This window comes from Aliivibrio salmonicida LFI1238 (genome assembly GCF_000196495.1).
In the GTDB taxonomy this organism is placed as follows: Bacteria; Pseudomonadota; Gammaproteobacteria; order Enterobacterales; family Vibrionaceae; genus Aliivibrio; species Aliivibrio salmonicida.
The window spans coordinates 2,836,047-2,861,250 of record NC_011312.1 but is presented as its reverse complement, the minus strand read 5'-3'; the positions used below and the strand labels follow the sequence as shown (position 1 = coordinate 2,861,250).

The 25,204-nt window shown below is 40.3% G+C and carries 18 protein-coding genes and 3 pseudogenes; 12 read left to right on the top strand and 9 right to left on the bottom strand.

Annotated features, from left to right (window positions below):
• The first annotated feature begins 6 nt into the window (after positions 1-6).
• From murC to lpxC, 5 genes and pseudogenes are all read left to right on the top strand, one after another.
• On the top strand, positions 7-1,470 hold the full coding sequence (gene murC / locus VSAL_RS13855; RefSeq protein WP_012551098.1) for a UDP-N-acetylmuramate--L-alanine ligase: 1,464 nt from the start codon (positions 7-9) through the stop codon (positions 1,468-1,470).
• Between the two features lie 224 nt (positions 1,471-1,694).
• Positions 1,695-2,447, top strand: coding sequence for a cell division protein FtsQ/DivIB (locus VSAL_RS13850; protein ID WP_231850853.1), 753 nt, complete (start codon positions 1,695-1,697; stop codon positions 2,445-2,447).
• A gap of 1 nt (position 2,448) precedes the next feature.
• Entirely contained in the window at positions 2,449-3,711 is a 1,263-nt protein-coding gene (ftsA, locus tag VSAL_RS13845; protein WP_012551096.1) for a cell division protein FtsA, read from the top strand.
• A 32-nt stretch (positions 3,712-3,743) separates the two neighbouring features.
• A pseudogene (gene ftsZ, locus VSAL_RS13840) lies at positions 3,744-4,863 on the top strand (cell division protein FtsZ); the annotation flags it as partial.
• 221 nt (positions 4,864-5,084) lie between these two features.
• A complete protein-coding gene (gene lpxC / locus VSAL_RS13835) occupies positions 5,085-6,002 on the top strand; it encodes a UDP-3-O-acyl-N-acetylglucosamine deacetylase (RefSeq protein WP_012551094.1) in 918 nt (305 codons plus the stop codon).
• A 62-nt stretch (positions 6,003-6,064) separates the two neighbouring features.
• Here the strand turns inward: lpxC and VSAL_RS13830 are convergent, their stop codons facing one another.
• Positions 6,065-6,532, bottom strand: coding sequence for a DUF721 domain-containing protein (locus VSAL_RS13830; protein WP_012551093.1), 468 nt, complete (start codon positions 6,530-6,532; stop codon positions 6,065-6,067).
• A gap of 313 nt (positions 6,533-6,845) precedes the next feature.
• Between VSAL_RS13830 and secA the strand changes: the two genes are divergently transcribed.
• Both secA and mutT read left to right on the top strand, forming a co-directional pair.
• Positions 6,846-9,569, top strand: a complete 2,724-nt coding sequence (gene secA / locus VSAL_RS13825; RefSeq protein WP_012551092.1) for a preprotein translocase subunit SecA — start codon at positions 6,846-6,848, stop codon at positions 9,567-9,569.
• 99 nt (positions 9,570-9,668) lie between these two features.
• Positions 9,669-10,070, top strand: a complete 402-nt coding sequence (gene mutT / locus VSAL_RS13820) for an 8-oxo-dGTP diphosphatase MutT (RefSeq protein ID WP_012551091.1) — start codon at positions 9,669-9,671, stop codon at positions 10,068-10,070.
• Between the two features lie 67 nt (positions 10,071-10,137).
• On the opposite strand, the gene yacG is transcribed toward mutT, so the two are convergent.
• The 8 genes and pseudogenes from yacG to nadC form a co-directional block, all read right to left on the bottom strand.
• On the bottom strand, positions 10,138-10,347 hold the full coding sequence (gene yacG, locus VSAL_RS13815; RefSeq protein WP_012551090.1) for a DNA gyrase inhibitor YacG: 210 nt from the start codon (positions 10,345-10,347) through the stop codon (positions 10,138-10,140).
• 7 nt (positions 10,348-10,354) lie between these two features.
• Positions 10,355-11,101: a cell division protein ZapD gene (gene zapD, locus VSAL_RS13810; protein ID WP_012551089.1), complete on the bottom strand. Its 747-nt coding sequence runs from the start codon at positions 11,099-11,101 to the stop codon at positions 10,355-10,357.
• A gap of 8 nt (positions 11,102-11,109) precedes the next feature.
• Entirely contained in the window at positions 11,110-11,733 is a 624-nt protein-coding gene (coaE, locus tag VSAL_RS13805) for a dephospho-CoA kinase (protein WP_012551088.1), read from the bottom strand.
• The gene (locus tag VSAL_RS13800; protein WP_012551087.1) at positions 11,730-12,617 is read right to left on the bottom strand and encodes a prepilin peptidase; all 888 of its coding nucleotides are present in this window, start codon (positions 12,615-12,617) and stop codon (positions 11,730-11,732) included. Before VSAL_RS13800 ends, coaE begins: the two co-directional genes overlap by 4 nt.
• Before the next feature lie 108 nt (positions 12,618-12,725).
• Positions 12,726-13,963, bottom strand: a pseudogene (locus VSAL_RS13795) (type II secretion system F family protein).
• Between the two features lie 27 nt (positions 13,964-13,990).
• Complete coding sequence (gene pilB, locus VSAL_RS13790; protein ID WP_012551086.1) at positions 13,991-15,682, bottom strand: type IV-A pilus assembly ATPase PilB; 1,692 nt, start codon at positions 15,680-15,682, stop codon at positions 13,991-13,993.
• Between the two features lie 2 nt (positions 15,683-15,684).
• Complete coding sequence (locus VSAL_RS13785) at positions 15,685-16,101, bottom strand: pilin (protein WP_012551085.1); 417 nt, start codon at positions 16,099-16,101, stop codon at positions 15,685-15,687.
• Between the two features lie 348 nt (positions 16,102-16,449).
• On the bottom strand, positions 16,450-17,337 hold the full coding sequence (gene nadC, locus VSAL_RS13780) for a carboxylating nicotinate-nucleotide diphosphorylase (RefSeq protein ID WP_044583329.1): 888 nt from the start codon (positions 17,335-17,337) through the stop codon (positions 16,450-16,452).
• A 113-nt stretch (positions 17,338-17,450) separates the two neighbouring features.
• Between nadC and ampD the strand changes: the two genes are divergently transcribed.
• The 5 genes and pseudogenes from ampD (at position 17,451) to lpdA (ending at position 25,082) form a co-directional block, all read left to right on the top strand.
• Positions 17,451-18,002, top strand: a complete 552-nt coding sequence (ampD, locus tag VSAL_RS13775; protein ID WP_012551083.1) for a 1,6-anhydro-N-acetylmuramyl-L-alanine amidase AmpD — start codon at positions 17,451-17,453, stop codon at positions 18,000-18,002.
• Between the two features lie 286 nt (positions 18,003-18,288).
• The gene (gene pdhR / locus VSAL_RS13770; RefSeq protein ID WP_012551082.1) at positions 18,289-19,059 is read left to right on the top strand and encodes a pyruvate dehydrogenase complex transcriptional repressor PdhR; all 771 of its coding nucleotides are present in this window, start codon (positions 18,289-18,291) and stop codon (positions 19,057-19,059) included.
• Positions 19,060-19,114: 55 nt separating this feature from the next.
• Positions 19,115-21,778 (top strand): pyruvate dehydrogenase (acetyl-transferring), homodimeric type, encoded by a 2,664-nt coding sequence (gene aceE / locus VSAL_RS13765; RefSeq protein WP_012551081.1) that lies wholly within the window; start codon positions 19,115-19,117, stop codon positions 21,776-21,778.
• A 20-nt stretch (positions 21,779-21,798) separates the two neighbouring features.
• Positions 21,799-23,376: pseudogene (gene aceF / locus VSAL_RS13760) on the top strand (pyruvate dehydrogenase complex dihydrolipoyllysine-residue acetyltransferase); the annotation flags it as partial.
• A gap of 278 nt (positions 23,377-23,654) precedes the next feature.
• Positions 23,655-25,082: a dihydrolipoyl dehydrogenase gene (gene lpdA, locus VSAL_RS13755; protein WP_012551080.1), complete on the top strand. Its 1,428-nt coding sequence runs from the start codon at positions 23,655-23,657 to the stop codon at positions 25,080-25,082.
• The last annotated feature ends 122 nt before the right edge of the window (positions 25,083-25,204 follow it).

Here is a 25,204-nt window from a genome sequence, read left to right as displayed (position 1 = left end):
TAAAAAATGACAACAGAACAGAAACTACAATTAGCTGAAATTAGAACGATGATCCCTGAAATGCGCCGTGTTGAATGCATCCACTTTGTTGGAATTGGCGGTGCGGGTATGAGTGGGATTGCGGAAGTTTTATTAAATGAGGGCTACCATATTAGTGGCTCTGATGTTGCAGAAAATAGTGTCACTGTTCGTTTAGCTGAAAAGGGTGCTGATATATTTTTTGGGCATCACGCAAGTAATGTAGAAAAAGCGAGTGTGGTGGTTGTATCAACGGCGATAGATCAAGCTAACCCTGAAATCGTAGCAGCAAAAGAAAATCGTATCCCTGTGATACGTCGCGCTGAAATGCTTGCTGAATTAATGCGTTATAGACATGGGATCGCGGTTGCGGGGACTCATGGTAAAACAACAACAACGGCATTAACCACTCAAATTTATTCAGAAGCAGGTTTAGATCCTACTTTTGTTAATGGCGGCTTGGTTAAGAATGCTGGAACGAATGCCCGTTTAGGTTCAAGTCGTTTTCTTATTGCTGAAGCCGATGAAAGTGATGCCTCATTTTTACACTTGCAGCCAATGGTAAGTATTGTCACTAACATTGAAGCCGATCATATGGATACTTATGGCGGTGACTTTGAAGTGTTAAAACAAACTTTTATTGATTTTCTTCATAACCTGCCATTTTATGGTCAAGCTGTCATGTGTATTGATGATGATGTGGTAAGAGAGTTATTACCGCGCGTTAGTCGCCAAGTTATTACGTACGGTTTTTCCGATGATGCGGATGTACGTTTAATTAATTATCGTCAAGAAGGTCAAAAAAGCTTTTTCACGGTACAAAGAAAAGATCGTACAGATTTAGATATTGTCCTTAATATTCCGGGTAAACATAATGCATTGAATGCAACAGCAGCCATTGCTGTTGCTACTGAAGAAGACGTTGAAGATAGCGCGATTCTTTCCGCATTACTCAATTTTGAAGGTGCTGGGCGTCGATTTGATCAGTTAGGTGAGTTTGAAACGGGCAATGGACACGCGATGCTTGTCGATGATTACGGTCATCACCCTACAGAAGTCGATGTTACGATTAAAGCGGCACGTGCAGGCTGGGAAGATAAACGTTTAGTTATGATATTCCAACCTCACCGTTATAGCCGAACGCGTGATTTGTATGATGATTTTGCTAACGTTTTAGATAATGTTGATGTACTTATTATGCTTGATGTTTATTCAGCGGGTGAAAAACCCATTGCAGGTGCTGATGGCCGAGCGTTGTGTCGTACGATTCGAGCTCGTGGTAAATTAGATCCAATATTTGTTCCAACTATTGATGCATTACCCTCTGTTTTGGCTAACATCATTCAAAATAATGATTTAGTGCTGACACAAGGGGCTGGTGATGTTGGTAAATTAGCAAAACAACTCGCTTCATTGGAATTAAATATCCAAGCAATGAAAGAGTTAGGTTAAATATTGTTTAAATAGTTAGAACAACTAAGAAAAAAACGCATAATGGGATAGAATCCTCATTGTATTAATAATATGCTATCAAACATTGGATAGAGGGTTTTTACACCCTATAATTATTAGATAATGGCATTTTGGCATTACTTAATGTCTATTTGAGCGAATTAGGTAGGCATTACGTTGTTTATTAACACTGTTATGAAAATTATATGATTAAGACTGTCAAAATGAATGCATCATTTGATAAAGAGAAAATAAGAAAACACTTACCAGGTGGCTTATTTCTTTTATTTGTTATTATCATTTCGCTTTGGTTGTTAGTGTCGACGATTAGCTGGATGACGGATAAAGATAGATTGCCCTTATCTCACATGATCATTCAAGGACAATTAAAACATATAACGGCTGATGATATTCGTGGAGCCATTGAATCTATGGATTCTGTCGGTACCTTCATGACTCAGGATGTCAATAAACTGCAAGATGCATTGTTATCTTTGCCTTGGATAGCTCAAGTCTCGGTTAGAAAGCAATGGCCAGAAACGATCAAAGTGTTTGTGGTTGAGAATCAACCGGAAGCAACATGGAATAACAGCGTTATTGTTAATCCTGAAGGTGTTGTTTTTAATGCACCAATGAGCGATTTGTTAGAATCAAAGCCTGCATTATTTGGTCCAGATACGGACAGTAAAGAAGTGTTGAGTTTTTGGCATCAACTACAAAAAGAATTTAAACCACTAAATATTACGGTTCACAGTGTTGCGTTAACTGAACGATTATCTTGGCAAGTGGTTCTCGATAATGGTATTCGATTAGAACTTGGTCGCGATGCGCGTGAAGAAAGAGTGGAACGCTTTATTGCTTTATATAAGCAATTAGCAGATAAGAAACATTCGATTGATTACATAGATCTTCGTTATGACACCGGTGCCGCTGTTGGCTGGAAATCAGAAAATCTAGAAGACAAAGAAGAGAATTGACATGAGTAAAACGCCAGAAGGCAGTATTATTGTTGGTTTAGACATAGGTACAAACAAAGTATCCGCACTCGTGGGTGAGGTTTTACCTGATGGCCAAGTGAGTGTAATAGGCTCTGGTTCGTGTCCCTCTCGTGGAATGGATAAAGGTGGTGTCAATGACCTTGAGTCAGTAGTGAAATCAGTGCAACGCGCGATTGATCAAGCTGAACTGATGGCTGAGTGCACGATTACTTCTGTATTTATTTCTTTATCAGGAAAGCATATTGCGAGCCAGATAGAAAAAGGAATGGGGTCGATATCTGAAGAAGAAGTTACCCAAGATGATATGGACAGTGTTATTCATACTGCAAAATCCGTTAAAATCGGTGACGAACAGCGAACACTGCATGTAATACCACAAGAATTTACGATTGATGTTCAAAAAGGCATCCGTAATCCAATTGGCTTGTCTGGTATGAGAATGGAAGTGAGCGTTCACCTCATTACGTGCCATAATGATATGGCAAGGAATATTGTGAAGGCCGTTGAACGTTGTGGCTTGAAAGTGGAACATATTATATTTTCAGGCCTAGCTTCAAGTAATGCTGTTATCACTGAAGATGAACGTGATCTTGGTGTTTGTGTTGTCGATATCGGCGCAGGTACAATGGATATTGCGATTTGGACTGATGGTTCATTACGTCATGCAGAGGTGCTTCCATATGCTGGAAATGCAGTAACTAGTGATATAGCTTACGCTTTTGGTACACCATTTAACGATGCTGAAAAATTAAAAGTAAAGTATGGTTGTGCACTTAGTGAGCACATTAATCGTGATGAAACGGTCAATGTTCCTAGTGTTGGTGGGCGTCCATCAAGAAGTTTACAACGAAGAATGCTAGCAGAAGTGATTGAACCAAGGTATTCTGAACTGTTAGGCTTAGTAAACCAACGCATTATCGCGATTCAGGACAAATTACGTACTGAAGGAACTAAGCATCATCTTGCCGCTGGTATTGTATTGACCGGTGGTGGATCACAAATTGATGGTTTGGTTGATTGCGCAGAACGAGTCTTCCAGACCCAAGTAAGAATTGGCCAACCTCTAGATGTAACAGGCCTAACAGATTACGTAAAAGAACCATATCAAGCAACAGCGGTAGGTCTTTTACATTACGGTAAAGAAAGTCAGTTTCATGACGACGACGATTATGTGCCAAGTAAGCATCAATCGTTTACTACCGTAATTAAGAAATTTAAAAATTGGATACTAAAAGAGTTTTAACCTGAGCGAACAGGAAGAAACGGAGAGAACAAATGTTTGAGCCGATGATGGAAATGTCCGACGACGCAGTAATTAAAGTTGTTGGTGTAGGTGGCGGTGGCGGTAATGCCATTGAACACATGGTACGTGAGTCAATTGAAGGCGTTGAGTTTATCAGTGTAAATACTGATGCTCAGGCACTTCGTAAGACGAGTGTAAACACAGTTATTCAGATTGGTGGAGACATCACGAAAGGCTTAGGTGCAGGTGCAAACCCACAAGTAGGCCGTGATGCAGCTCTAGAAGATCGAGAAGCGATTAAAGAAGCTCTGATGGGTGCCGATATGGTATTTATTGCAGCGGGCATGGGTGGCGGTACAGGTACTGGTGCGGCTCCAATTATTGCTGAAGTTGCAAGAGAGCTGAACATCTTGACCGTTGCTGTCGTAACAAAGCCATTTAGCTTTGAAGGTCGTAAGCGTCTTGCTTTTGCTGAGCAAGGAATCGAAGAATTATCAAAACATGTTGATTCATTAATTACGATTCCAAATGAAAAATTACTTAAAGTACTTGGTCGTGGTATTACGTTATTAGAAGCGTTTGCGAAAGCAAATGATGTTCTTCGTAATGCAGTTCAAGGTATTGCTGAGTTAATTACTCGTCCAGGTATGATCAACGTCGATTTCGCGGATGTTCGTACGGTAATGTCTGAAATGGGACATGCAATGATGGGTAGCGGCGTCGCCGTTGGTGAAGAAAGAGCAGAAGAAGCGGCTGAGATGGCTATCTCAAGCCCATTGCTTGAAGATATCGATTTGGCTGGTGCTCGTGGTGTTCTTGTTAACATTACTGCTGGTCTTGATATGCGCCTTGACGAATTTGAAACCGTTGGTAACACAGTAAAAGCATTTGCTTCAGATAATGCGACAGTCGTTATTGGTACGTCTTTAGACCCTGATATGACTGATGAAATTCGAGTTACTGTAGTTGCGACTGGTATCGGCACTGAAAAAAAGCCTGAAATTACATTAGTAACAAATAAAGCAACATCAGCGCCAGCACAACAAACACCAGCGGCTCAAGTTAAGCCAAAGGCAGAAGCTCCCGTTGTTGAACCGGTTGTTGAGAAAGCGGCACAAAATGTGCAAGTAACTAAACCAGCATCACAGCAAACAACATCGACCTCTCCGGCGGCTGGTGTTCAAAATGCAGGTGCAGCACAAGCTAAACCAGATCAAAAAGAAGATTATTTAGATATCCCGGCGTTCTTACGTCGTCAAGCTGACTAATTAATCATCAAAACGATTTGGTTTTATTAGAAGACTTATGCTAAAATTCCAAACCAGTTCATTGAATTGGTTTGGATTCAAGTATATTTAAGTTGGGATGAGCATATGATCAGACAACGTACACTGAAAAGTATAGTGCAAATGACAGGGGTGGGTTTACACTCAGGCCGTAAAGTCACGCTTACTCTTCGTCCTGCAGCGGCAAATACAGGTGTAATTTATCGTCGTACAGACCTTAATCCACCGGTTGATTTCCCTGCGGATCCAGAGTCAGTTCGCGATACTATGCTATGCACAGCGTTAGTTAATGATGATGGCGTACGAATCTCAACGGTTGAACACTTAAACGCTGCATTAGCGGGCGTTGGTATTGATAACGTAGTTATCGAAGTCGATGCTCCTGAAATTCCAATTATGGATGGCAGTGCGAGTCCTTTTGTTTATCTTTTACAATCTGCGGGTATTGAAGAACTTAATACAGCGAAGAAATTCATTCGTATTAAGAAACCTGTTCGCATTGAAGATGGTGATAAGTGGGCTGAAATTCGTCCTTATAACGGTTTCCGCTTAGATTTCACAATTGACTTCAATCACCCTGCGATTGAATCTGATGACCAAAAATTAGTGTTTGAATTTTCAAGCCAATCGTTTATTAAAGATATTTCACGTGCCCGTACTTTTGGGTTCATGCGTGATATCGAGTACTTACAATCACAAAACCTATGTTTAGGCGGCAGTTTTGATTGTGCTATTGTACTAGATGATTACCGTATTCTTAATGAAGACGGGTTACGTTTTGAAAATGAATTTGTAACACATAAAGTACTAGATGCTGTTGGCGACCTTTATATGTGTGGTCATAGTATTCTTGGTGAGTTAAGTGCTTATAAATCAGGTCATGCACTAAATAATCAGTTGCTCCGTGCCGTTCTTGCTGATCAAGAAGCATGGGAGTGGACAACCATTGAAGATGAAAAAGACTCTCCAGTTGCGTTTATGCAACCGGGAATGGTTCTTGCGTAAACTATCATCGAAATAAAAAAGCCAAGCATTGCTTGGCTTTTTTTATGTCTGAAGAATAAAGCTTATTTTTTATTTGCCAAGGCAGCTAGGCTCTCTAAGCGTTTTTTTAATTTTGGTGAAGCGGTTTCTGCAACCATTTCCAAAGCACTTGCGGCTGCTTTAGATAACTCTCGTTTTGCCTGCGTTTCTGTTTTATAAACCTCAGGCTTTTCTCCCACAAAAGATCGAGCGAGATCTGGGTTGATCTTAACCTCTAAGTTCGATAATCCTGGTAGGCCGTGCTTACGAAATGTAGACAGTATCGTTAATCGCTCATAGTTTATTCGTGTTGCCCAGACACTGCTTGACACTTCGATCACTAAAGATCCTTGGCGATAATTTGCCACACGGCAATGATCTTCACAGCCTTTAGGCAATGAATCTTTTAAAACATGGGATAATTTAGACAAAATAATCGCTTTTTCTTGTAGATCTTTAAATCGAGTATTATTGAAAAAATCATTTGCCGGTTGAGGTCTATGGTCACGCATTATTGGTATATCTCATAAATAAGCTAGGAAAAAGTCATAAATGCCAATTAGATCTGAATTTTTCAGAATTGAAATCAAACTCTACGGATTTAACTTAGGATTGCTTTACATTATCGCTTATACTTTCTTAATTATTACTTATGCTGATAAGCAACACAACCATCAGCTCAGGCCTTGAAAAATCATTGCCTCATCCCCATAAAATAATTATACCGAAGAAGTATTTTTCTTAGAGTAATTTCTCTAGGTGATTGATTCAAATTTCAAATTAAACGATCTATTACGATCAAGAGATAAGAGAAGCAACGGAATCATGTTTTCTAAAATCCTAACTAAAGTTATTGGTAGCCGTAATGATCGTACATTACGTAAGCTACGTAAAATTGTTGACCAAATTAATAAACTTGAACCACAATTCGAATCATTACAAGACGAAGAATTAAAAGCGAAAACGATAGAGTTCCGTTCACGTTTAGAACAAGGTGAATCTTTAGATGATTTACTGCCAGAAGCATTCGCAACAGTTCGTGAAGCTTCTAAGCGTTTATATGGCATGCGTCATTTTGATGTACAAATGATTGGCGGCATGGTGCTAAACGATAGCCAAATCGCAGAAATGCGTACAGGTGAAGGTAAAACATTAACGGCAACCCTACCATGTTACTTAAATGCGTTAACAGGTAAAGGTGTTCATGTTGTTACTGTGAATGATTACCTTGCTAAGCGTGATGCAGAGACAAACCGCGAATTATTTGAATTCTTAGGCATGACAGTTGGTATTAATGTACCGAATATGCCACCGCAAGAAAAAAAATTAGCTTATCAATCCGATATATTATACGGAACAAACAATGAGTTTGGTTTTGACTATCTACGTGACAACATGGCTTTCCGTGCTGAAGACCGTGTTCAACGTGAGCGTTATTTTGCGGTAATCGATGAAGTGGATTCCATTTTAATCGATGAAGCTCGTACTCCATTGATCATTTCTGGTCCTGCAGACGACAGTTCTGAACTATACACCCGTATCAATATACTGATCCCTCAACTTGTTAAACAAGATGAAGAAGACAGCGAAGATTACCGTGGTGAAGGTCATTACACATTAGATGAAAAAGGCAAGCAAACTCATTTAACTGAAAATGGTCAAGAATTTGTTGAACAATTACTAAAAGATGAAGGCTTAATGGAAGAAGAGGATACGTTATATTCTCCTGCTAACATTAGTTTACTTCATCATATCAATGCGGCATTACGTGCTCATGTATTGTTTGAAAAAGACGTCGATTATATTGTAAAAGACGATGAAGTTATCATCGTTGATGAACATACTGGCCGTACTATGCCTGGTCGTCGTTGGTCTGAAGGGTTGCACCAAGCTGTAGAAGCGAAAGAAGGTGTGAAAATTCAAAATGAAAACCAAACATTAGCTTCTATCACATTCCAAAACTTCTTCCGTTTATATGACAAACTATCTGGAATGACGGGTACCGCTGATACTGAAGCTTTTGAGTTCCAATCTATTTATGGTTTAGATACGGTTGTTATCCCAACGAACCGTCCAATGACTCGTAATGACATGGGCGATTTGGTCTACATGACTGAAGCTGAAAAATTTGCAGCTATCATTGAGGACATAAAAGCGTGTTCTGAACGTGGTCAGCCAGTATTGGTTGGTACTGTTTCAATTGAAAAATCTGAATTACTTTCAAATGCATTGAAAACAGCAAAAATTAAGCACAACGTTCTTAATGCTAAGTTCCATGAACAAGAAGCCGATATCGTTGCTAATGCGGGTACGTCAAGCGCCGTAACTATTGCTACAAACATGGCTGGTCGTGGTACTGATATCGTGTTGGGTGGTAACTGGCAAGCAGAAGTTGCTAAGTTAGATAATCCGTCTGCGGAACAAGTTCAAACCATTAAAGCGGCTTGGAAAGAAGCGCATGATACGGTTTTGACTGCTGGTGGTCTTCATATTATTGGTACAGAACGTCATGAATCACGTCGTATTGATAATCAATTACGTGGTCGTGCTGGTCGTCAAGGTGATGCTGGTTCTTCACGTTTCTACTTATCAATGGAAGATGCGTTAATGCGTATCTTTGCTTCAGATCGTGTGTCTAACATGATGAAAAAGTTAGGTATGGAAGAAGGCGAAGCGATTGAGCATCCTTGGGTAACTAAAGCGATAGAAAACGCACAACGTAAAGTTGAAGGTCGTAACTTCGATATTCGTAAACAATTACTTGAATACGATGATGTTGCAAATGACCAACGTAAAGTCGTTTATGAATTACGTGATGAGTTAATGAACGTTGATGATATCAGTGAAATGATTAATCATAATCGTCAAGACGTACTTGAAGGGTTGTTTGGTCAGTATATTCCGCCACAATCATTAGAAGAAATGTGGGATGTTGAAGGGTTAACGACTCGCCTACGCACTGATTTTGATTTGGATTTACCAATTCAAGAATGGCTAGATAGCGATAATAAACTTCATGAAGATAACCTACGTGAAAAAATTATTGAAAGTGCATTCCAAGTTTATAAAGAGAAAGAAGAGTCTGTTGGCGAATCTGTTCTACGTAACTTTGAAAAAGCCGTGATGCTGCAAACGCTTGATGGATTATGGAAAGAGCACTTAGCGGCGATGGACCATTTACGTCAAGGTATTCATTTACGTGGTTATGCTCAAAAGAACCCGAAACAAGAATACAAGCGTGAGTCATTTGAGTTATTTGAAGGTTTACTTGATACGTTAAAATTAGATGTTGTTTCAATTTTAAGTAAAGTTAGAGTTCAACAACAAGAAGATGTTGAACGTATGGAAGAGCAACGTCGTAAAAATGCAGAAGAAGTTGCTCGACTTCAAAAACTACAGCATCAAAATGCAGAAAATCAACTTGATGATGGTCATTCTTCAGATCAAAACCACTCACCAATGGTACGTGATGAACGTAAAGTTGGACGAAATGAAGTATGCCCATGTGGTTCAGGTAAAAAATACAAACAATGCCATGGTAAAATCTAGTCAGTCATTTACCTGCGCATGAATAAATAAAAAGCCGCTCTTGTTAGCGGCTTTTTTTATAGCGATACCGATTTAAAATTGAAAAATATAGGGAAGATAATGAAGCGTGTACATATTGTGGCTGCGGTCATTTTAAATGAAGAGCAAGATAAAGTGTTCATCACTAAACGCCCAGACAAGGCTCATAAAGGTGGTTTTTGGGAGTTTCCTGGTGGAAAGGTCGAGCTTGATGAAAGTGCAGAGCAGGCATTAATAAGAGAGCTTAACGAAGAGGTTGGGATAGAGACGACGGAATTAAAGTTATTTGAATCGTTAAATCATGACTATTCTGATAAATCGCTCTATTTTGATTTTTTTACTGTGACTAAATTTAATCATTCCCCTTATGGAAAAGAAGGTCAACAGGGACTGTGGGTACCTATTTCTGAATTGAATCAGTATGAATTTCCAGAAGCCAATGTACCGATCTTAAATAAAGTGATGACATGTTACTTAAGATAAATATGAACCTGGATAGAATAGAAAAGGTGAATCATTGAGATTCACCTTTTCTATTTATATGGACGTATTAATACGGTTCTGATGACCATCCATCAGAGTCTGACATATCAGGTGCACCAGCAATTGACTTCTCTTCATCTGCCCATTCACCAAAATCAATCATTTGGCATTTTTTGCTGCAAAAAGGGCGAAATTCACTTTCTGTATTCCAAACGACTTTGTTTTGGCAAGTTGGACATTTCACGATCGTTGGTTGTTGACTGTTCGGTTGTGACATAATTTCCTCAGCAGACAGCAAGGGTAAACTCGATGTCTTTTTCACAATTCTTGTTTGTTTCAAAAGACATAAAGCGTAACGCAAATCGACTTTTATGCCCAGAGATCATTGGGTAGACACCTTGGTCAATCGGGATTTCTAAGCGAAGTAAATTGGAATTTTCCATTTCGCTTTGCATAAATCCATTACGTGCAATCTGAGGTGTATACCGTGCGGTTTCTCTGGTTAAACGTAACCATAGAGATAAAGCATCAGACAGAGAGAGTAATTGAGACATCCAGTTGTGTGTATTTCGACAACGTACATCAAGAGGGAGGTGTAGCCAATGATGAAGTGCAGGTAAATCGAAACAGCAATCGCCACCAGGAATAAAGAAACGTTGCTTCAATGCAGAAAGAAAGCGATCTTCTTTTAGGCTATGTCCTGGGCGAGTCGTTTGCATTAGGTTTTGGTGAACTTGACTTATTTGTTCTAATACGGAAAGAAGCGCAGATTGATCGACGCCTTCAATATTCATCCATGCACGGTATTGTAAACGCAGTTTCTCTAAGTCTTTACCTAGATCGGCTTTGACTTGAACTTGCTCTAAAATATCCAACATATGGAATAAAGAGCTAAAGAACACTTGGTATTCGTAAGGTTGTGTTAAATCAGCAGAATGACCAAGCTTACGCAATAGAGATTCTATACGTAAATAAATTCGAGTCCTTTCATTTAAAGGATGTTCAAACTTTTGCATTCCAAGTCCATTCATAGTCGTTATCAATTCTTTTCTTCTATCTTAGAGGCTTGAGACAATACCAGATATTTCTGATGTAGAAGAGCAATTTTGCTATTAAGGTCTACATTTTGTTGGTTATTATCAATGACATCATCGGCAATCGCTAGACGTTGCTCTCGACTTGCTTGAGAAGCAAGAATAGCATTAACTTGTTCATTAGTTACTCTATCACGATTCATTGTTCGATTAATTTGAGTTTGCTCCGAAACATCAACAATGAGAATACGATTTGCTAAGTTTTGTAGATTGTTTTCAACTAATAGAGGGACAACGAGTAAAGCGTATGGCGCTTGAGTCAGAGTAATCTGATGTTGCATCTCTTGGCGAATTAAAGGATGAAGTAAATTATTTAGCCATTCTTTTTCTTTTGGAGCAGAAAAAATACGTTGTCGTAACTCTGCACGATTTAAACTGCCATCACTTAATAAAATCGAGGATCCAAAATGCGCTTCGATTTGGTGTAATCCGTTTGTTTTCGGTTTAACAACGTCACGAGCAATGATATCGGCATCAACAATATCAATGTCATATAATTGGTTAAATTTATCTGCAATTGTCGTTTTACCACTGCCTATACCACCCGTAATAGCGATGACATAACTCATACGGGAAACCCTAGAATTGAGGTGAAGTACCATTGGCTAATTTCTTGGCCCCACAATAAACATATCCAACCTGCAATCGCGAGATAAGGACCAAATGGAATGGCTTTGTCATACCCATTTTTTTGTGCCCTTAACATTGCAATGCCAATGATGGCACCAACAATAGAAGACAATAAAACGATTAATGGCAATTGTTGCCAACCAAGCCAAGCACCAAGTGCGGCTAATAATTTAAAGTCCCCATAACCCATGCCTTCTTTACCGGTTAATAATTTAAATGCCCAATAAATGGACCATAATATTAAATAACCAGCCATGGCTCCAATGACCGAATCCATTAAGCTGACTGAACTCCAACCGACTAAGGATAAGTATAGGCCAGTCCACAGTAATGGCAGCGTTATTTGATCGGGGAGTAACATGGTATCGATATCAATAAAGGTTAATGCAATAAGCGTTAGAGTAAAAAGAACGGCAGCAATAGCAAAATAAGAAAATGGTAATAAGTAAGAGACGCCAAAACACATTGCGCCTGACAGAAGCTCAATGGCAGGATAACGGAAGCTAATAGGATTACTGCATTGACGGCATTTTCCACGCAACAACAACCAGCTAATAACGGGAATGTTATCGTAAAATTTTATTTGAGTATTGCATTTAGGGCAGCGTGAACGAGGAACACTTAGATTGAATTTTTCTTCTATATCCGCTGTTTTTGGTGTGGATTTCAAATCAGGAAAGCACTCAGTGCATTCTTTTTTCCATTCTTTTTCCATCATTATGGGTAAACGGTAGATGACCACATTTAAAAAGCTACCGACGAGTAGGCCAAATAAAGTAGCAAAGAGAGGAAAGAGCCAAGGGTAGTATTCAAAAGCAGCCATGTGAAATTGCATCCGATATTAATTATATTTTTAGTTAATTAATTTTATCAGAGTTCGGTGCAATGAAGTAGGAGAGAGTCGCGGTAACATGGTTGAATTATTTTAACTTTATCCAATAACGTTCATTAAATTGAAGATAGGAAGGTACATTGATACGACTAACCCTCCAATCATAGTCCCTAAAAATAGAATAATAAAAGGCTCAAGTATTTTACCTAAATTATCCACCGTGTTATCGACGTCATCTTCATATACCAGTGCGACTTTGTTGAGCATATCATCCAGTTGTCCTGATTCCTCCCCTATCATCACCATCTGTAACACCATTTCAGGAAAGGTCTGGGTATGGCGCATGGCTAAATACAGAGGCATACCTGCTGCGGTATTTTGTTGTACGGAGAGAATCGCTTGTTGGTAATGAAGATTACCCGCAGTTTTACTGGTGGTGTGTAAGCTATGTAGAATGGGTAAGCCAGAGCTAAAACTGGTTGCTAGCGTTCGACTAAATTTAGCAATCGCGGCTTTAGATAATACGGTTCCAATGATGGGGATCTGAAGACTACGTCGACTGACCATTAATCTAAATTGATAGGATTTTTTTTCAGTAAATTGAGCGAGAGAATAGCGGAAACAATCATTAATAAAATCAAAAAACCATAGCTTTGAAGAAAATGTGAAGCATTGACAACTTGTTGGGTAAACCAAGGCAGCTCGGCTCCGAACCCTTTAAAAATAGATTCAAATTCTGGAATAACAAAAGTTAGCATTAATACTGTCACGGTAATGGCGATGATAAAAACCATGCTAGGGTAAATCATCGCTTTGATGACTTTAGCTCTAAGCGTTTCACTTTTTTCTCTGTATTCCGCGAGACGAGAGAAGGCAAGAGAAAGGCTCCCTGTTTCTTCTCCGGTTGCTACGAGATCAATATAAAAAGAATCAAAATGTGAGCAACTGGTTGAAAGTGCTTTTGACAGTTGGGTTCCCGCTTCAATCGACAAGCAAACTTGATTTAGAATGGATTTCATTTCTGCTTTGATATTGTTTTCAGCAATCAGATGCAAAGATTGAACGATAGGAACACCTGCCCCTAGCATTGTCGCAAGTTGTCGGGTGAAGAGGGTAATGTCTTTTCGCTTAACGGCATGTCGCATTTTTTCAAAGCTAGAAATACTGCGTTTTTTTAGTTTTTTAATCTGAATGCTTTGAGCGGTAAGTTTTGCTCTGACTTCGGTATCGGTAAGAGCCATAATTTTACCTGATACCTTTTTTCCTGTGCTATTGATACCACGCCAATGGAAGTTTTTTAAGGTCGGTGTTTTTACTTTTGTTGTTTTTTTTAGCATGGGGAAATTCACTTTACTGCTGAGTGATTAAAAATACAGAACACGAGTTAATTCTTGTAAGCTGGTTGTACCATCTTCGAGGCGTTTAATTCCTGATGTGGCTAAATTATCCATGCCTTGCTTGATAGCAAGTTGTTCAATCTGTCTTACCGTTGCGCCTTTTAAAATCGCAATGGAAAGCTCTCGGGTAAAGGGCATCACTTCGTAAATACCAATTCGCCCTGAATAGCCATGCGTACATTCATTACAGCCTTCAGTGTGCGCTTGAAAAACAGTGCCTAATAAATCAATACCATATTCTTCTCTGATCTCTGGGGTTAATGGATCGATAGCTTTGCAATGAGGGCAAAGCCTTCTTGCTAATCGTTGAGCAATGATAAGAGTAAGAGAGGAGGCAAGGTTAAAATTCTCGATCCCCATATTTCCTAAACGTACCACTGTTTCTGCCGCTGAGTTGGTATGAAGTGTTGAAAGAACTAAGTGCCCAGTTTGTGCGGCTTTTACTGCGATTTCGGCTGTTTCTAGATCTCGGATCTCTCCGACCATTACAATATCGGGATCTTGACGAAGAAATGATCGCAAGGCGTAAGCAAAGGTAAATCCAATTTTAGGGTTTACTTGAACTTGGTTAATGCCATTCAGATTTATTTCGACAGGATCTTCTGCGGTGGAGATGTTTTTTTCTGTCGTATTTAAAATGTTTAGGCCAGAGTAAAGAGATACGGTTTTGCCACTGCCGGTCGGGCCCGTCATTAAGATCATGCCTTGAGGGCGTTTTAATGCCGTTAGGTATAACTCTTTTTGGGCGTCACTGTAGCCGAGTTTGTCGATATCCAAACTGGCCGCGCTGCTGTCTAATAATCGAAGAACAATCTTCTCTCCCCATAACGTAGGAAGAGAGGACACGCGCATATCAATGGAGACTTCGCTGTTCAGTTTAAGTTTGATGCGTCCGTCTTGTGGTAATCGTCGCTCTGCGATATCAAGTTTTGCCATGATTTTTAAGCGGGCTGAAAGATGACGACTTAAATGAGAAGAAGGACTACTGTTCTCTACTAAAATCCCATCACAACGAAAACGCACACGATAAGTTTCTTCATAAGGTTCAAAGTGAATATCAGAAACGCCTTTTCGAACGGCCTCTAGTAATATTTGGTTTATAAAACGGGTAACCGGGGCGTCGTCTTGGCTGAGATCTTCTGTGAATACCATTTCATCATTTGATATATCAACCAGTGATGCGAGCTCATCTTGGGTGATTTCTTTATTTTGTGATGGCAGTGAATCCGATAACCCTTTCCCATAAAGACGCCGAATGGCCGCTTGAAGCTGTCCTTCGTCAGCTAACACTAATTCAATTTGTTTGTTGGTAGTGAAACGAAAATCATCCTCAATTTGAGCAATACTTGGATCACTCACTGCGAGTCGAATCAAGCCGTGATCATAATGAATCGGCAATGCTTGATGTTGGGTTATGAGCTCTCTTAGTCCTAATTTTTGACAGCACGTGGCGTAATCATATTGAGCGACATTAATGACATCCAAACCAAAAATTTGAGAAAGATGACTGATTAATTCATCAGGTGTAAAAATATGAGCAGCTAAAAGCGCAGAAGGCACAGTGTGTGCCCCTGATTGAACGTGTTCGATAATGGTATTTTCTTGCGTCAAGCTGATGAGTTCAGCTTGACGCAAGATTGAAGCTAGGTTGGTGTGCATTATTATGGTGTTACTATTTTGCAACCATCCATAACAGGAACACCTGTAGATGGAGTACAAGACCAACCAGTGTCAGAATTTCTTGCTAGTGTTAATGTTTTGCCATTTAAAGCACTGTCTGAACCGAAAGTAAATACAATAGCGCTATCAACAAGAGGATCTGTTATTACCCCTAAGGTATTTGCTTTAGCAGTTGTTCCTAGTTGAGCTAATGTTGGTTGAGTAGTACCGCTTTCTTGAAAGAATAATTCTGCCGGTGTTTGCAGTGCTTTAATTGTTGCTAACCCAGACGCAGCCTCACTTTTTGAAACATAATCTTTATAAGCAGGAATAGCTATTGCTGATAACACACCAATGATGGCAACTACGATCATTAATTCAATTAAGGTGAAGCCTTTCTGTCCTTGACGCTTGTTCATTACTTTCTCCAATATAAATCAGGCTGATTTATGTTTTATTTGATGCGTGAAATAATAAAACGAATGGGGAGATATAATAGAAGGAAAAATAGGCACTTCGAGTGAGGTTGCACTTTATTATGTGCTTATTGAGGAGTTACAAATCTAATACGACGCACTTCAATTTATGCTCTTTTTTAATGATCTGTAGATCGCAATTCTTATTTTAGAAACAAATGGTTAAGTGATATTTATCATAATGGATATATGTGGTGTTCATCAAAGAAAGTAGATGATTTTTATGTTCAGTTTAAACAAAAAGAGCCAACCATTAAGGCTGGCTCTTTTATAAAACAAGGTGAGATTAATTTATTTAAAACGCATGGATAAATCCATTGCAGTAAGGTGCTTAGTTAAGGCGCCCACAGAGATATAATTGACCCCTGTTTCTGCGTATTCCGCGATGGTATCTAAAGTGACATTACCTGAATTTTCTAATGCAGCACGACCTGCGTTTAGTTTAACGGCTTCACGCATCATGTCTGTGGTGAAATTATCGAGCATAATAATATCAGCCCCTGCATCAATGGCTTGTTGCAACTCTTCTAAACTTTCTGTTTCGACTTCTACAGGCTTGCCCGGATTCAATTCTTTTGCCGTTGAAATGGCCTTTTCAATGCCACCACATGCAATGATGTGGTTTTCTTTAATTAGATAAGCATCAAACACACCGATACGATGATTATAACCACCGCCACACGCGACGGCGTATTTTAATGCACTGCGTAACCCTGGGATGGTTTTACGCGTATCAAGTAAGCGGCATTTTGTGTGTGCGATTTTTTCAGCATAGGTTGCGGTAATAGTCGAACAACCAGACAACGTTTGAATAAAGTTCATCGCATTACGCTCACCCGTTAGTAGGGCGCGTGAAGGGCCGCTTAATGTACAAAGTGTTTGGTTTGGTTTTACTTTGTCGCCATCTTCTACGTGCCATTCAATCGTAACGGTCCCGCCTAATTGTTTAAATACTTCTTCGGCCCACATTTTTCCACAAAATACACCGTGTTCTCGGGTAATAATCGTCGCAACAGATTGACTGTCTTCTGAGATTAAACTTGCTGTGATATCAGCAGAAACATCAAGTGTTCCTCCTAGATCTTCACGAAGTGTATCGGCAACGGCGCGAGTAATTTCAGCAGGAAGTTGCTGTTTTAAATATTCAAGACGAGAGTCGCTGTCGTGGGTTTTAATCATGCTGAGGTCCATTGAATTATTTGAAATAAGTTGATTCACACAATAATACTCGCGCTAGAGCAGAATTTCATCATAAGATACCTAAAGTTACTTCAATTTATGTAGGAATAGATATGAGATTCACGTTATCAACAACGCATTGGATCAATGAAGCGAAACACGTTGTCTCGCCATTTTATGACGAACGCTCCGATGACTTAGACATATCTTTACTTGTGGTACACAACATCAGCTTACCGCCGGGTCAGTTTGGTGGCCCTTATATTGAACAATTATTTACCGGTACTTTAAATCCGAACGAACACCCATTCTTTAACGTTATCCATCAATTTAAAGTGTCTGCCCATTGTTTGATTCGTCGAGATGGGCGTGTTATTCAATTTGTGCCCTTTAATTCTCGAGCGTGGCATGCGGGAGCATCGTCGTTTGCGGGCAGATCGAAATGCAATGATTACAGTATCGGCATTGAATTAGAAGGAACGGATTCAGTGGCCTATACTGAGGAGCAGTATCAATCACTGGCTTCATTAACAAAGGTGATACAACAGCATTACCCGTTAGTAAAGGATGATCGTATTACGGGTCATCAGTATATAGCGCCGCTTAGAAAGACGGATCCGGGGCTGTCTTTTCATTGGGAAAAGTATAATAAGTTAAGAAAATAGGGGAGTTACCTCTGAAAAGGTATATACATTGTTAGGGGTTGTGGCACAATCTTTTTGCCTCACAAATCAAATTGGTCTGACCAATTATTTCAAATATGTTTTTATATTGTTAATTAACGGTATATGGCAACTTCGTTCCATGATTCAAATCAACTTTTATCTAGACAGATCGTCTTTTTTTATGATAAATTTCAGCTCAGTTAAAATTGGTATTACCAATTAATTAGAATGACGAATGACTCACGGTAAAGTGAGCGGTAATCAACTTAAATCAGGTTGAGCTACGATGGCATATCAAAGGATCCGTCAGCCAAAATTGTCCGATGCAATCGAACAAGAACTTGAACGGCTGATATTAGAAGGAACCCTTTCTCCGGGACAGAAGTTACCCGCAGAAAGAGAGTTAGCAAAACAATTTGATGTTTCTCGTCCTTCTGTGCGAGAGGCAATACAACGTTTAGAAGCGAAGCATTTATTAACTCGCCGTCAAGGTGGTGGTACGTTTGTTAATAAAGGCTTGTGGCAAAGCTTTTCAGAGCCGTTGCTCGATTTATTGGCAACACACCCTGAAACGCAATTTGACTTACTGGAATCGCGTCACGCGTTAGAAGGTATTTCTGCTTATTACGCGGCTTTACGTGGTAATGAAGAAGATTTCAAACGGATTAAAGAGTCACATGAATTAATCCAACAAGCGCAACAGGATGGTGATTTAAAAGCAGAAGCCTCTGCGGTTATGCACTGTCTTATTACGGTCACTGAATCAGCGCATAATGTGGTATTACTTCACATGGTGCGCAGTTTAGAGCCGTTGCTTGAGCAAAACGTATTACAAAACTTTACCTTATTAAATCGTCGCGAAGCGGTGGTTGAAAAGGTGAGAGCACATAGAGCAGAAATGGTAGAAGCGATTGTGTCAGGAAAGCCTGAAGAGGCTCGTTTGGCATCTCATTCTCATCTTGCTTATATTGAAGAAACATTGTTGGAATTGACAAAAGAAGAGAGTCGCCGAGAGTGCTCACTTCGTCGAATTCAACAAAGTAATGACATGAATTAATCTGATTCATTTCATTGTCACCCTATTTGAACCAACAAATAAAAGGATAGCTCGCATGTCTGACATGAAGCATGACGTTGATGCACTAGAAACTCAAGATTGGTTAGAAGCTCTTGAGTCAGTTGTACGTGAAGAGGGTGTTGAACGCGCCCAGTATCTATTAGAGCAAGTTCTTGATAAAGCTCGTTTAGATGGTGTTGATATGGCTACAGGTATCAATACAAACTACATCAATACCATCCCAGCAACGCAAGAACCTGCGTACCCTGGTGATGTTACTCTTGAGCGTCGTATCCGTTCAATTATTCGTTGGAACGCAATCATGATCGTTCTACGTGCTTCTAAGAAAGATTTGGATCTAGGCGGCCACATGGCGTCTTACCAATCTGCAGCAGCATTTTACGAAGTCTGTTTTAACCATTTCTTCCGTGCTCCGAATGAGACGGATGGTGGTGATTTAGTTTATTACCAAGGTCATATCTCTCCAGGTATCTATTCTCGTGCATTCGTTGAAGGTCGTTTAACGGAAGAGCAACTAGATAACTTCCGTCAAGAAGTTGATGGTAAAGGTATTCCTTCTTACCCGCACCCTAAACTGATGCCTGAATTCTGGCAGTTCCCTACCGTATCTATGGGTCTTGGTCCTATTTCTGCAATCTATCAAGCGCGTTTCCTTAAGTACCTTGATGGCCGTGGCATGAAAGAAACATCAGCACAACGTGTTTACGCGTTCCTAGGTGATGGTGAGATGGATGAGCCAGAATCACGCGGTGCGATCTCTTTCGCTGCTCGTGAAAAACTGGACAACCTATGTTTCTTAATTAACTGTAACCTACAGCGTCTAGATGGCCCTGTTATGGGTAACGGTAGCATCATTCAAGAACTAGAAGGCCTATTTAAAGGCGCTGGCTGGAATGTTGTTAAAGTTATTTGGGGCAGCAACTGGGATTCACTACTTGCTAAAGACACGACTGGTAAGCTTCTTCAGTTAATGAACGAAACTATCGATGGTGATTACCAAACATTCAAATCTAAAGATGGTGCTTACGTACGTGAGAACTTCTTTGGTAAATACCCAGAAACAGCAGCACTTGTTGCTGACATGACTGATGACGAAATCTTCGCTCTTAAGCGTGGTGGTCATGACTCATCTAAACTGTTTGCTGCATTCAACAATGCAAAAGAAACAAACGGTAAGCCAACAGTAATCCTAGCTAAAACAGTTAAAGGTTACGGCATGGGTGATGCAGCTGAAGGTAAGAACATTGCACACGGTGTTAAGAAAATGGACATGACTCATGTTCAACACTTACGTGATCGTTTAGGCCTACAAGACATTCTTTCTGATGAGAAGATTAAAGAACTGCCTTATCTAACACTAGAAGAAGGTTCTGCAGAGTACAAATACCTACACGCTCGTCGTGATGCGCTACATGGTTATACGCCTAAGCGTCTGCCTAAGTTCACTCAAGAATTCATTGTTCCTGAAGTTAACGCGTTTGATGCTCTTCTTGGTGAACAAAAGCGTGATATCTCTACGACAATGGCATTTGTTCGTGCGCTTAACGTTCTTCTTAAAGACAAAAATATTGGTAAGAACATTGTTCCTATCATTGCCGATGAAGCTCGTACTTTTGGTATGGAAGGTTTATTCCGTCAGGTTGGTATCTATAACCCACACGGCCAAACATATACTCCTGAGGATAAAGGCATTGTTTCTTACTACAAAGAAGCAACGTCTGGTCAAGTACTTCAAGAAGGCATCAATGAGTTAGGTGCTATGTCTTCATGGGTTGCCGCAGCAACGTCATACAGCACTAACGATCTTCCTATGATCCCATTCTACATTTACTACTCTATGTTCGGTTTCCAACGTGTTGGTGATATGGCATGGATGGCGGGTGACCAACAAGCACGTGGTTTCCTATTAGGCGCTACTGCAGGTCGTACTACGCTAAATGGTGAAGGTCTACAACACGAAGATGGTCACTCACACATTCAAGCGAACACCGTGCCTAACTGTATCTCTTACGATCCAACATTCGCTTACGAATTAGCGATCATCATGCAAGACGGTATTCGTCGCATGTACGGTGAAAACCAAGAGAACATTTATTACTACCTAACGCTAATGAATGAAAACTACGCAATGCCAGCAATGCCACAAGGCGCTGAAGAAGGCATTCGTAAAGGTATTTATAAGCTTGAGTCTTACGTTGGTGATAAAGCTAAAGTTCAATTAATGAGCTCTGGTACTATCATGAACGAAGCACGTAAAGCGGCTCAAATTTTGAGTGAAGAGTACGGTGTTGCTTCTGATGTTTACTCTGTGACATCGTTCAATGAATTGACTCGTGACGGCCAAGCGGTAGAGCGTGACAACATGCTTCACCCTGAAGCTGCAACGAAAGTACCTTACATTACTCAAGTTCTTGGTAACGAACCTGCAATCGCAGTAACGGATTACATGAAGAACTACGCTGAGCAAGTACGTGCATTCGTTCCTGCTGAGTCTTACAAAGTACTTGGTACTGATGGTTTTGGTCGTTCAGACAGCCGTGAGAACTTACGTCGTCACTTCGAAGTTAACGCAGGCTACGTTGTAGTTGCTGCTCTAGCTGAACTTGTGAAACGTGGTGATATTGATAAATCTGTAGTTGCAGAAGCAATTGCTAAATTCAATATCGATACTGAAAAAACTAACCCGCTATACGCATAAGGTAGAAAACAATGACAATCGAAATTAATGTACCTGACATCGGTGCAGATGAGGTTGAAGTAACTGAGATTCTAGTTAAGGTCGGTGACCGAGTTGAAGAAGAGCAGTCACTGATCACTGTTGAAGGCGACAAAGCTTCAATGGAAGTTCCAGCGTCTCAAGCGGGTATCGTTAAAGAAATTAAGATTTCTGAAGGCGACACAGTATCAACCGGTTCTTTAATCATGATCTTTGAAGTAGAAGGTGCTACGGCATCTGCTGCTCCAGCAGTTGAAGCGGCTGCTCCTGTCGCTGCTCCTGCGGCATCTGTTGCTGAGCTTAAAGAAGTTCACGTTCCAGATATCGGTGGTGATGAAGTTGAAGTAACTGAAATCATGGTAGCGGTTGGCGATACAGTAGAAGAAGAGCAATCTTTAATTACTGTTGAGGGCGACAAAGCCTCGATGGAAGTTCCTGCACCATTTGCGGGTACTATCAAAGAGATCAAGATTACTGCTGGCGATAAAGTATCGACTGGTTCTTTAATCATGACGTTTGTTGTTGAAGGTGCAGCGCCAGTTGCGGCTCAAGCGACAGCAGCACCGGTCGCACAAGCAGCTCCAGCGGCGGCACCAGTTGTTGCGGCTTCTGCTCCAGCAGCTACGGGCGAATTTGAAGCAAACAATGAGTACGCACACGCATCTCCTGTTGTTCGCCGTCTTGCTCGTGAGTTTGGTGTAAATCTTGCTAAAGTTAAAGGTACTGGCCGTAAAGACCGTATCCTAAAAGAAGACGTTCAAAGCTTTGTTAAAGATGCACTTAAGCGTCTTGAGTCTGGTGCTGCAGCATCAAACAAAGGTGGTGACGGTTCTGCTCTTGGTTTACTTCCATGGCCGAAAATTGATTTCAGCAAGTTTGGTGAAACTGAAGTTAAAAAACTGTCTCGTATTAAGAAGATTTCTGGTGCTAACTTGCACCGTAACTGGGTAATGATTCCACACGTTACACAGTGGGATAATGCAGATATCACAGAGCTAGAAGCATTCCGTAAAGAACAGAATGCAATCGAAGCGAAGAACGATACGGGTATGAAGATCACGCCATTAGTGTTCATCATGAAAGCGGTAGCAAAAGCACTAGAAGCATTCCCATCGTTTAACTCTTCTTTATCTGATGATGGTGAAAGCGTCATTCTTAAGAAGTACGTAAACGTAGGTATCGCTGTTGATACACCAAACGGTCTTGTTGTTCCTGTCTTTAAAGACGTGAACAAAAAAGGCATTTACGAGCTATCTGAAGAGCTAATGGCTATTTCTAAGAAAGCACGTTCTGGCAAATTGACTGCGTCTGATATGCAAGGTGGTTGTTTCACAATCTCAAGCCTTGGTGGTATCGGTGGTACCGCATTTACTCCTATCGTAAATGCACCAGAAGTAGGTATCCTTGGGGTATCGAAATCTGAAATCAAACCTGTATGGAATGGCAAAGAGTTCGCTCCTCGCCTACAGCTTCCTCTGTCTTTATCATACGATCACCGTGTGATTGATGGTGCAGAAGGTGCTCGTTTCATTACTTACCTAAACAGTGCATTATCAGACATTCGTCGCTTAGTACTGTAATTAGCGGTAATTGAAATAAACAATAAGGTGGCAAATAAGCCGCCTTATTGCTTCATAAATTGAAGGGAAATCTTCAGTTTTTTTGAATTAAATTAAATACAATTTACGAATATTATTGTCTCTCTCTTAGAGTCGTCGTAACGTGAATTGTTGTCTAGCTCACAGGCTAACCCAATCTTGCTTTCACACTGTTAACATCTATGTAAAATAAAGTCAGTCTGAAAACAATAATAGAATATCGGTCAGCCTGTTAGGGAAATGACTATAACGAGGTCAAAATGAGCAAAGAAATTAAAGCACAAGTTGTCGTACTTGGTGCCGGCCCTGCTGGTTACTCTGCCGCATTCCGTTGTGCAGATTTAGGTTTAGAAACAGTTATCGTTGAACGTTACAACACGCTTGGTGGTGTATGTTTGAATGTGGGTTGTATCCCATCAAAAGCCTTGCTTCACGTAGCTAAAGTTATCGAAGAAGCAAAAGCGATGGCCGCTCACGGTATCGTATTTGGTGAACCTCAAACTGACATCGATAAGATCCGTTTGTGGAAAGAAAAAGTAGTAACACAACTAACTGGCGGTCTTGGCGGTATGGCCAAGATGCGTAAAGTAACGGTAGTTAATGGCTTTGGTAAATTTACTGGTGCTAATACTATTGAAGTGACTGCTGAAGATGGCAATACAACAATCAATTTTGATAATGCGATTGTTGCTGCTGGTTCTCGTCCAATTAAACTGCCATTCATCCCACATGAAGATCCACGTATTTGGGATTCAACGGATGCACTTGAGCTAAAAGAAGTCCCTAAGAAGCTGCTTATTATGGGCGGTGGTATTATCGGTCTAGAAATGGGTACGGTTTACCATGCTCTGGGTTCTCAAGTTGATGTTGTTGAGATGTTTGACCAGGTTATTCCTGCGGCAGATAAAGATATCGTTAAAGTTTACACTAAACGTATCAAAGACAAATTCAATCTAATGCTTGAAACGAAAGTGACAGCAGTAGAAGCAAAAGAAGACGGTATTTACGTATCAATGGAAGGCAAAAAAGCACCAGCAGAAGCTGAGCGTTATGATGCTGTTCTTGTTGCTATCGGCCGTGTTCCTAATGGTGCTTTATTAGACGTTGAAAAAGCAGGAGTTGCTGTTGATGAGCGTGGTTTCATCAATGTAGATAAGCAAATGCGTACTAATGTACCTCATATTCATGCCATTGGTGATATCGTAGGTCAACCTATGCTTGCACACAAAGGCGTGCATGAAGGTCATGTTGCTGCGGAAGTTATTTCTGGTAAGAAGCACTACTTCGATCCTAAAGTAATTCCTTCAATTGCGTACACGGAGCCCGAAGTTGCTTGGGTTGGTAAAACAGAGAAAGAAGCAAAAGCTGAAGGCATCAACTACGAAGCTGCAAGCTTCCCTTGGGCCGCATCAGGTCGTGCAATCGCTTCAGATTGTGCAGATGGTCTTACTAAGCTTCTTTTTGATAAAGATACTAACCGTGTTATCGGTGGTGCTATTGTTGGTACTAACGCTGGTGAGCTTCTTGGTGAAATCGGTCTTGCAATTGAAATGGGTTGTGATGCTGAAGATATCGCATTAACTATCCATGCTCACCCAACATTGCATGAATCAATTGGTATGGCTGCTGAAATTTATGAAGGTTCTATTACTGACCTTCCAAATGCAAAAGCCGTTAAGAAAAAATAATTTTCTTTTAAACCAATAGAATTTAAATATAAAAAAACCGCTGACTTATCAGCGGTTTTTTATTATCTTCTGAATCTACTTAGTAAGCGTGCGGGGAACTACACCTAACAAATAAAATTCAT

Coding starts and splice junctions, on each gene's coding strand:
- zapD (WP_012551089.1), bottom strand. CDS start 11,101: ATGAATGGACTTGGAATGCAAAAGTTTGAACATCCTTTAAATGAAAGG.
- ampD (WP_012551083.1), top strand. CDS start 17,451: ATGAGATTCACGTTATCAACAACGCATTGGATCAATGAAGCGAAACAC.
- pdhR (WP_012551082.1), top strand. CDS start 18,289: ATGGCATATCAAAGGATCCGTCAGCCAAAATTGTCCGATGCAATCGAA.
- aceE (WP_012551081.1), top strand. CDS start 19,115: ATGTCTGACATGAAGCATGACGTTGATGCACTAGAAACTCAAGATTGG.
- mutT (WP_012551091.1), top strand. CDS start 9,669: ATGAAGCGTGTACATATTGTGGCTGCGGTCATTTTAAATGAAGAGCAA.
- VSAL_RS13830 (WP_012551093.1), bottom strand. CDS start 6,532: ATGCGTGACCATAGACCTCAACCGGCAAATGATTTTTTCAATAATACT.
- VSAL_RS13785 (WP_012551085.1), bottom strand. CDS start 16,101: ATGAACAAGCGTCAAGGACAGAAAGGCTTCACCTTAATTGAATTAATG.
- VSAL_RS13800 (WP_012551087.1), bottom strand. CDS start 12,617: ATGGCTGCTTTTGAATACTACCCTTGGCTCTTTCCTCTCTTTGCTACT.
- nadC (WP_044583329.1), bottom strand. CDS start 17,337: ATGATTAAAACCCACGACAGCGACTCTCGTCTTGAATATTTAAAACAG.
- murC (WP_012551098.1), top strand. CDS start 7: ATGACAACAGAACAGAAACTACAATTAGCTGAAATTAGAACGATGATC.
- ftsA (WP_012551096.1), top strand. CDS start 2,449: ATGAGTAAAACGCCAGAAGGCAGTATTATTGTTGGTTTAGACATAGGT.
- yacG (WP_012551090.1), bottom strand. CDS start 10,347: ATGTCACAACCGAACAGTCAACAACCAACGATCGTGAAATGTCCAACT.
- secA (WP_012551092.1), top strand. CDS start 6,846: ATGTTTTCTAAAATCCTAACTAAAGTTATTGGTAGCCGTAATGATCGT.
- lpdA (WP_012551080.1), top strand. CDS start 23,655: ATGAGCAAAGAAATTAAAGCACAAGTTGTCGTACTTGGTGCCGGCCCT.
- coaE (WP_012551088.1), bottom strand. CDS start 11,733: ATGAGTTATGTCATCGCTATTACGGGTGGTATAGGCAGTGGTAAAACG.
- pilB (WP_012551086.1), bottom strand. CDS start 15,682: ATGCACACCAACCTAGCTTCAATCTTGCGTCAAGCTGAACTCATCAGC.
- VSAL_RS13850 (WP_231850853.1), top strand. CDS start 1,695: ATGAATGCATCATTTGATAAAGAGAAAATAAGAAAACACTTACCAGGT.
- lpxC (WP_012551094.1), top strand. CDS start 5,085: ATGATCAGACAACGTACACTGAAAAGTATAGTGCAAATGACAGGGGTG.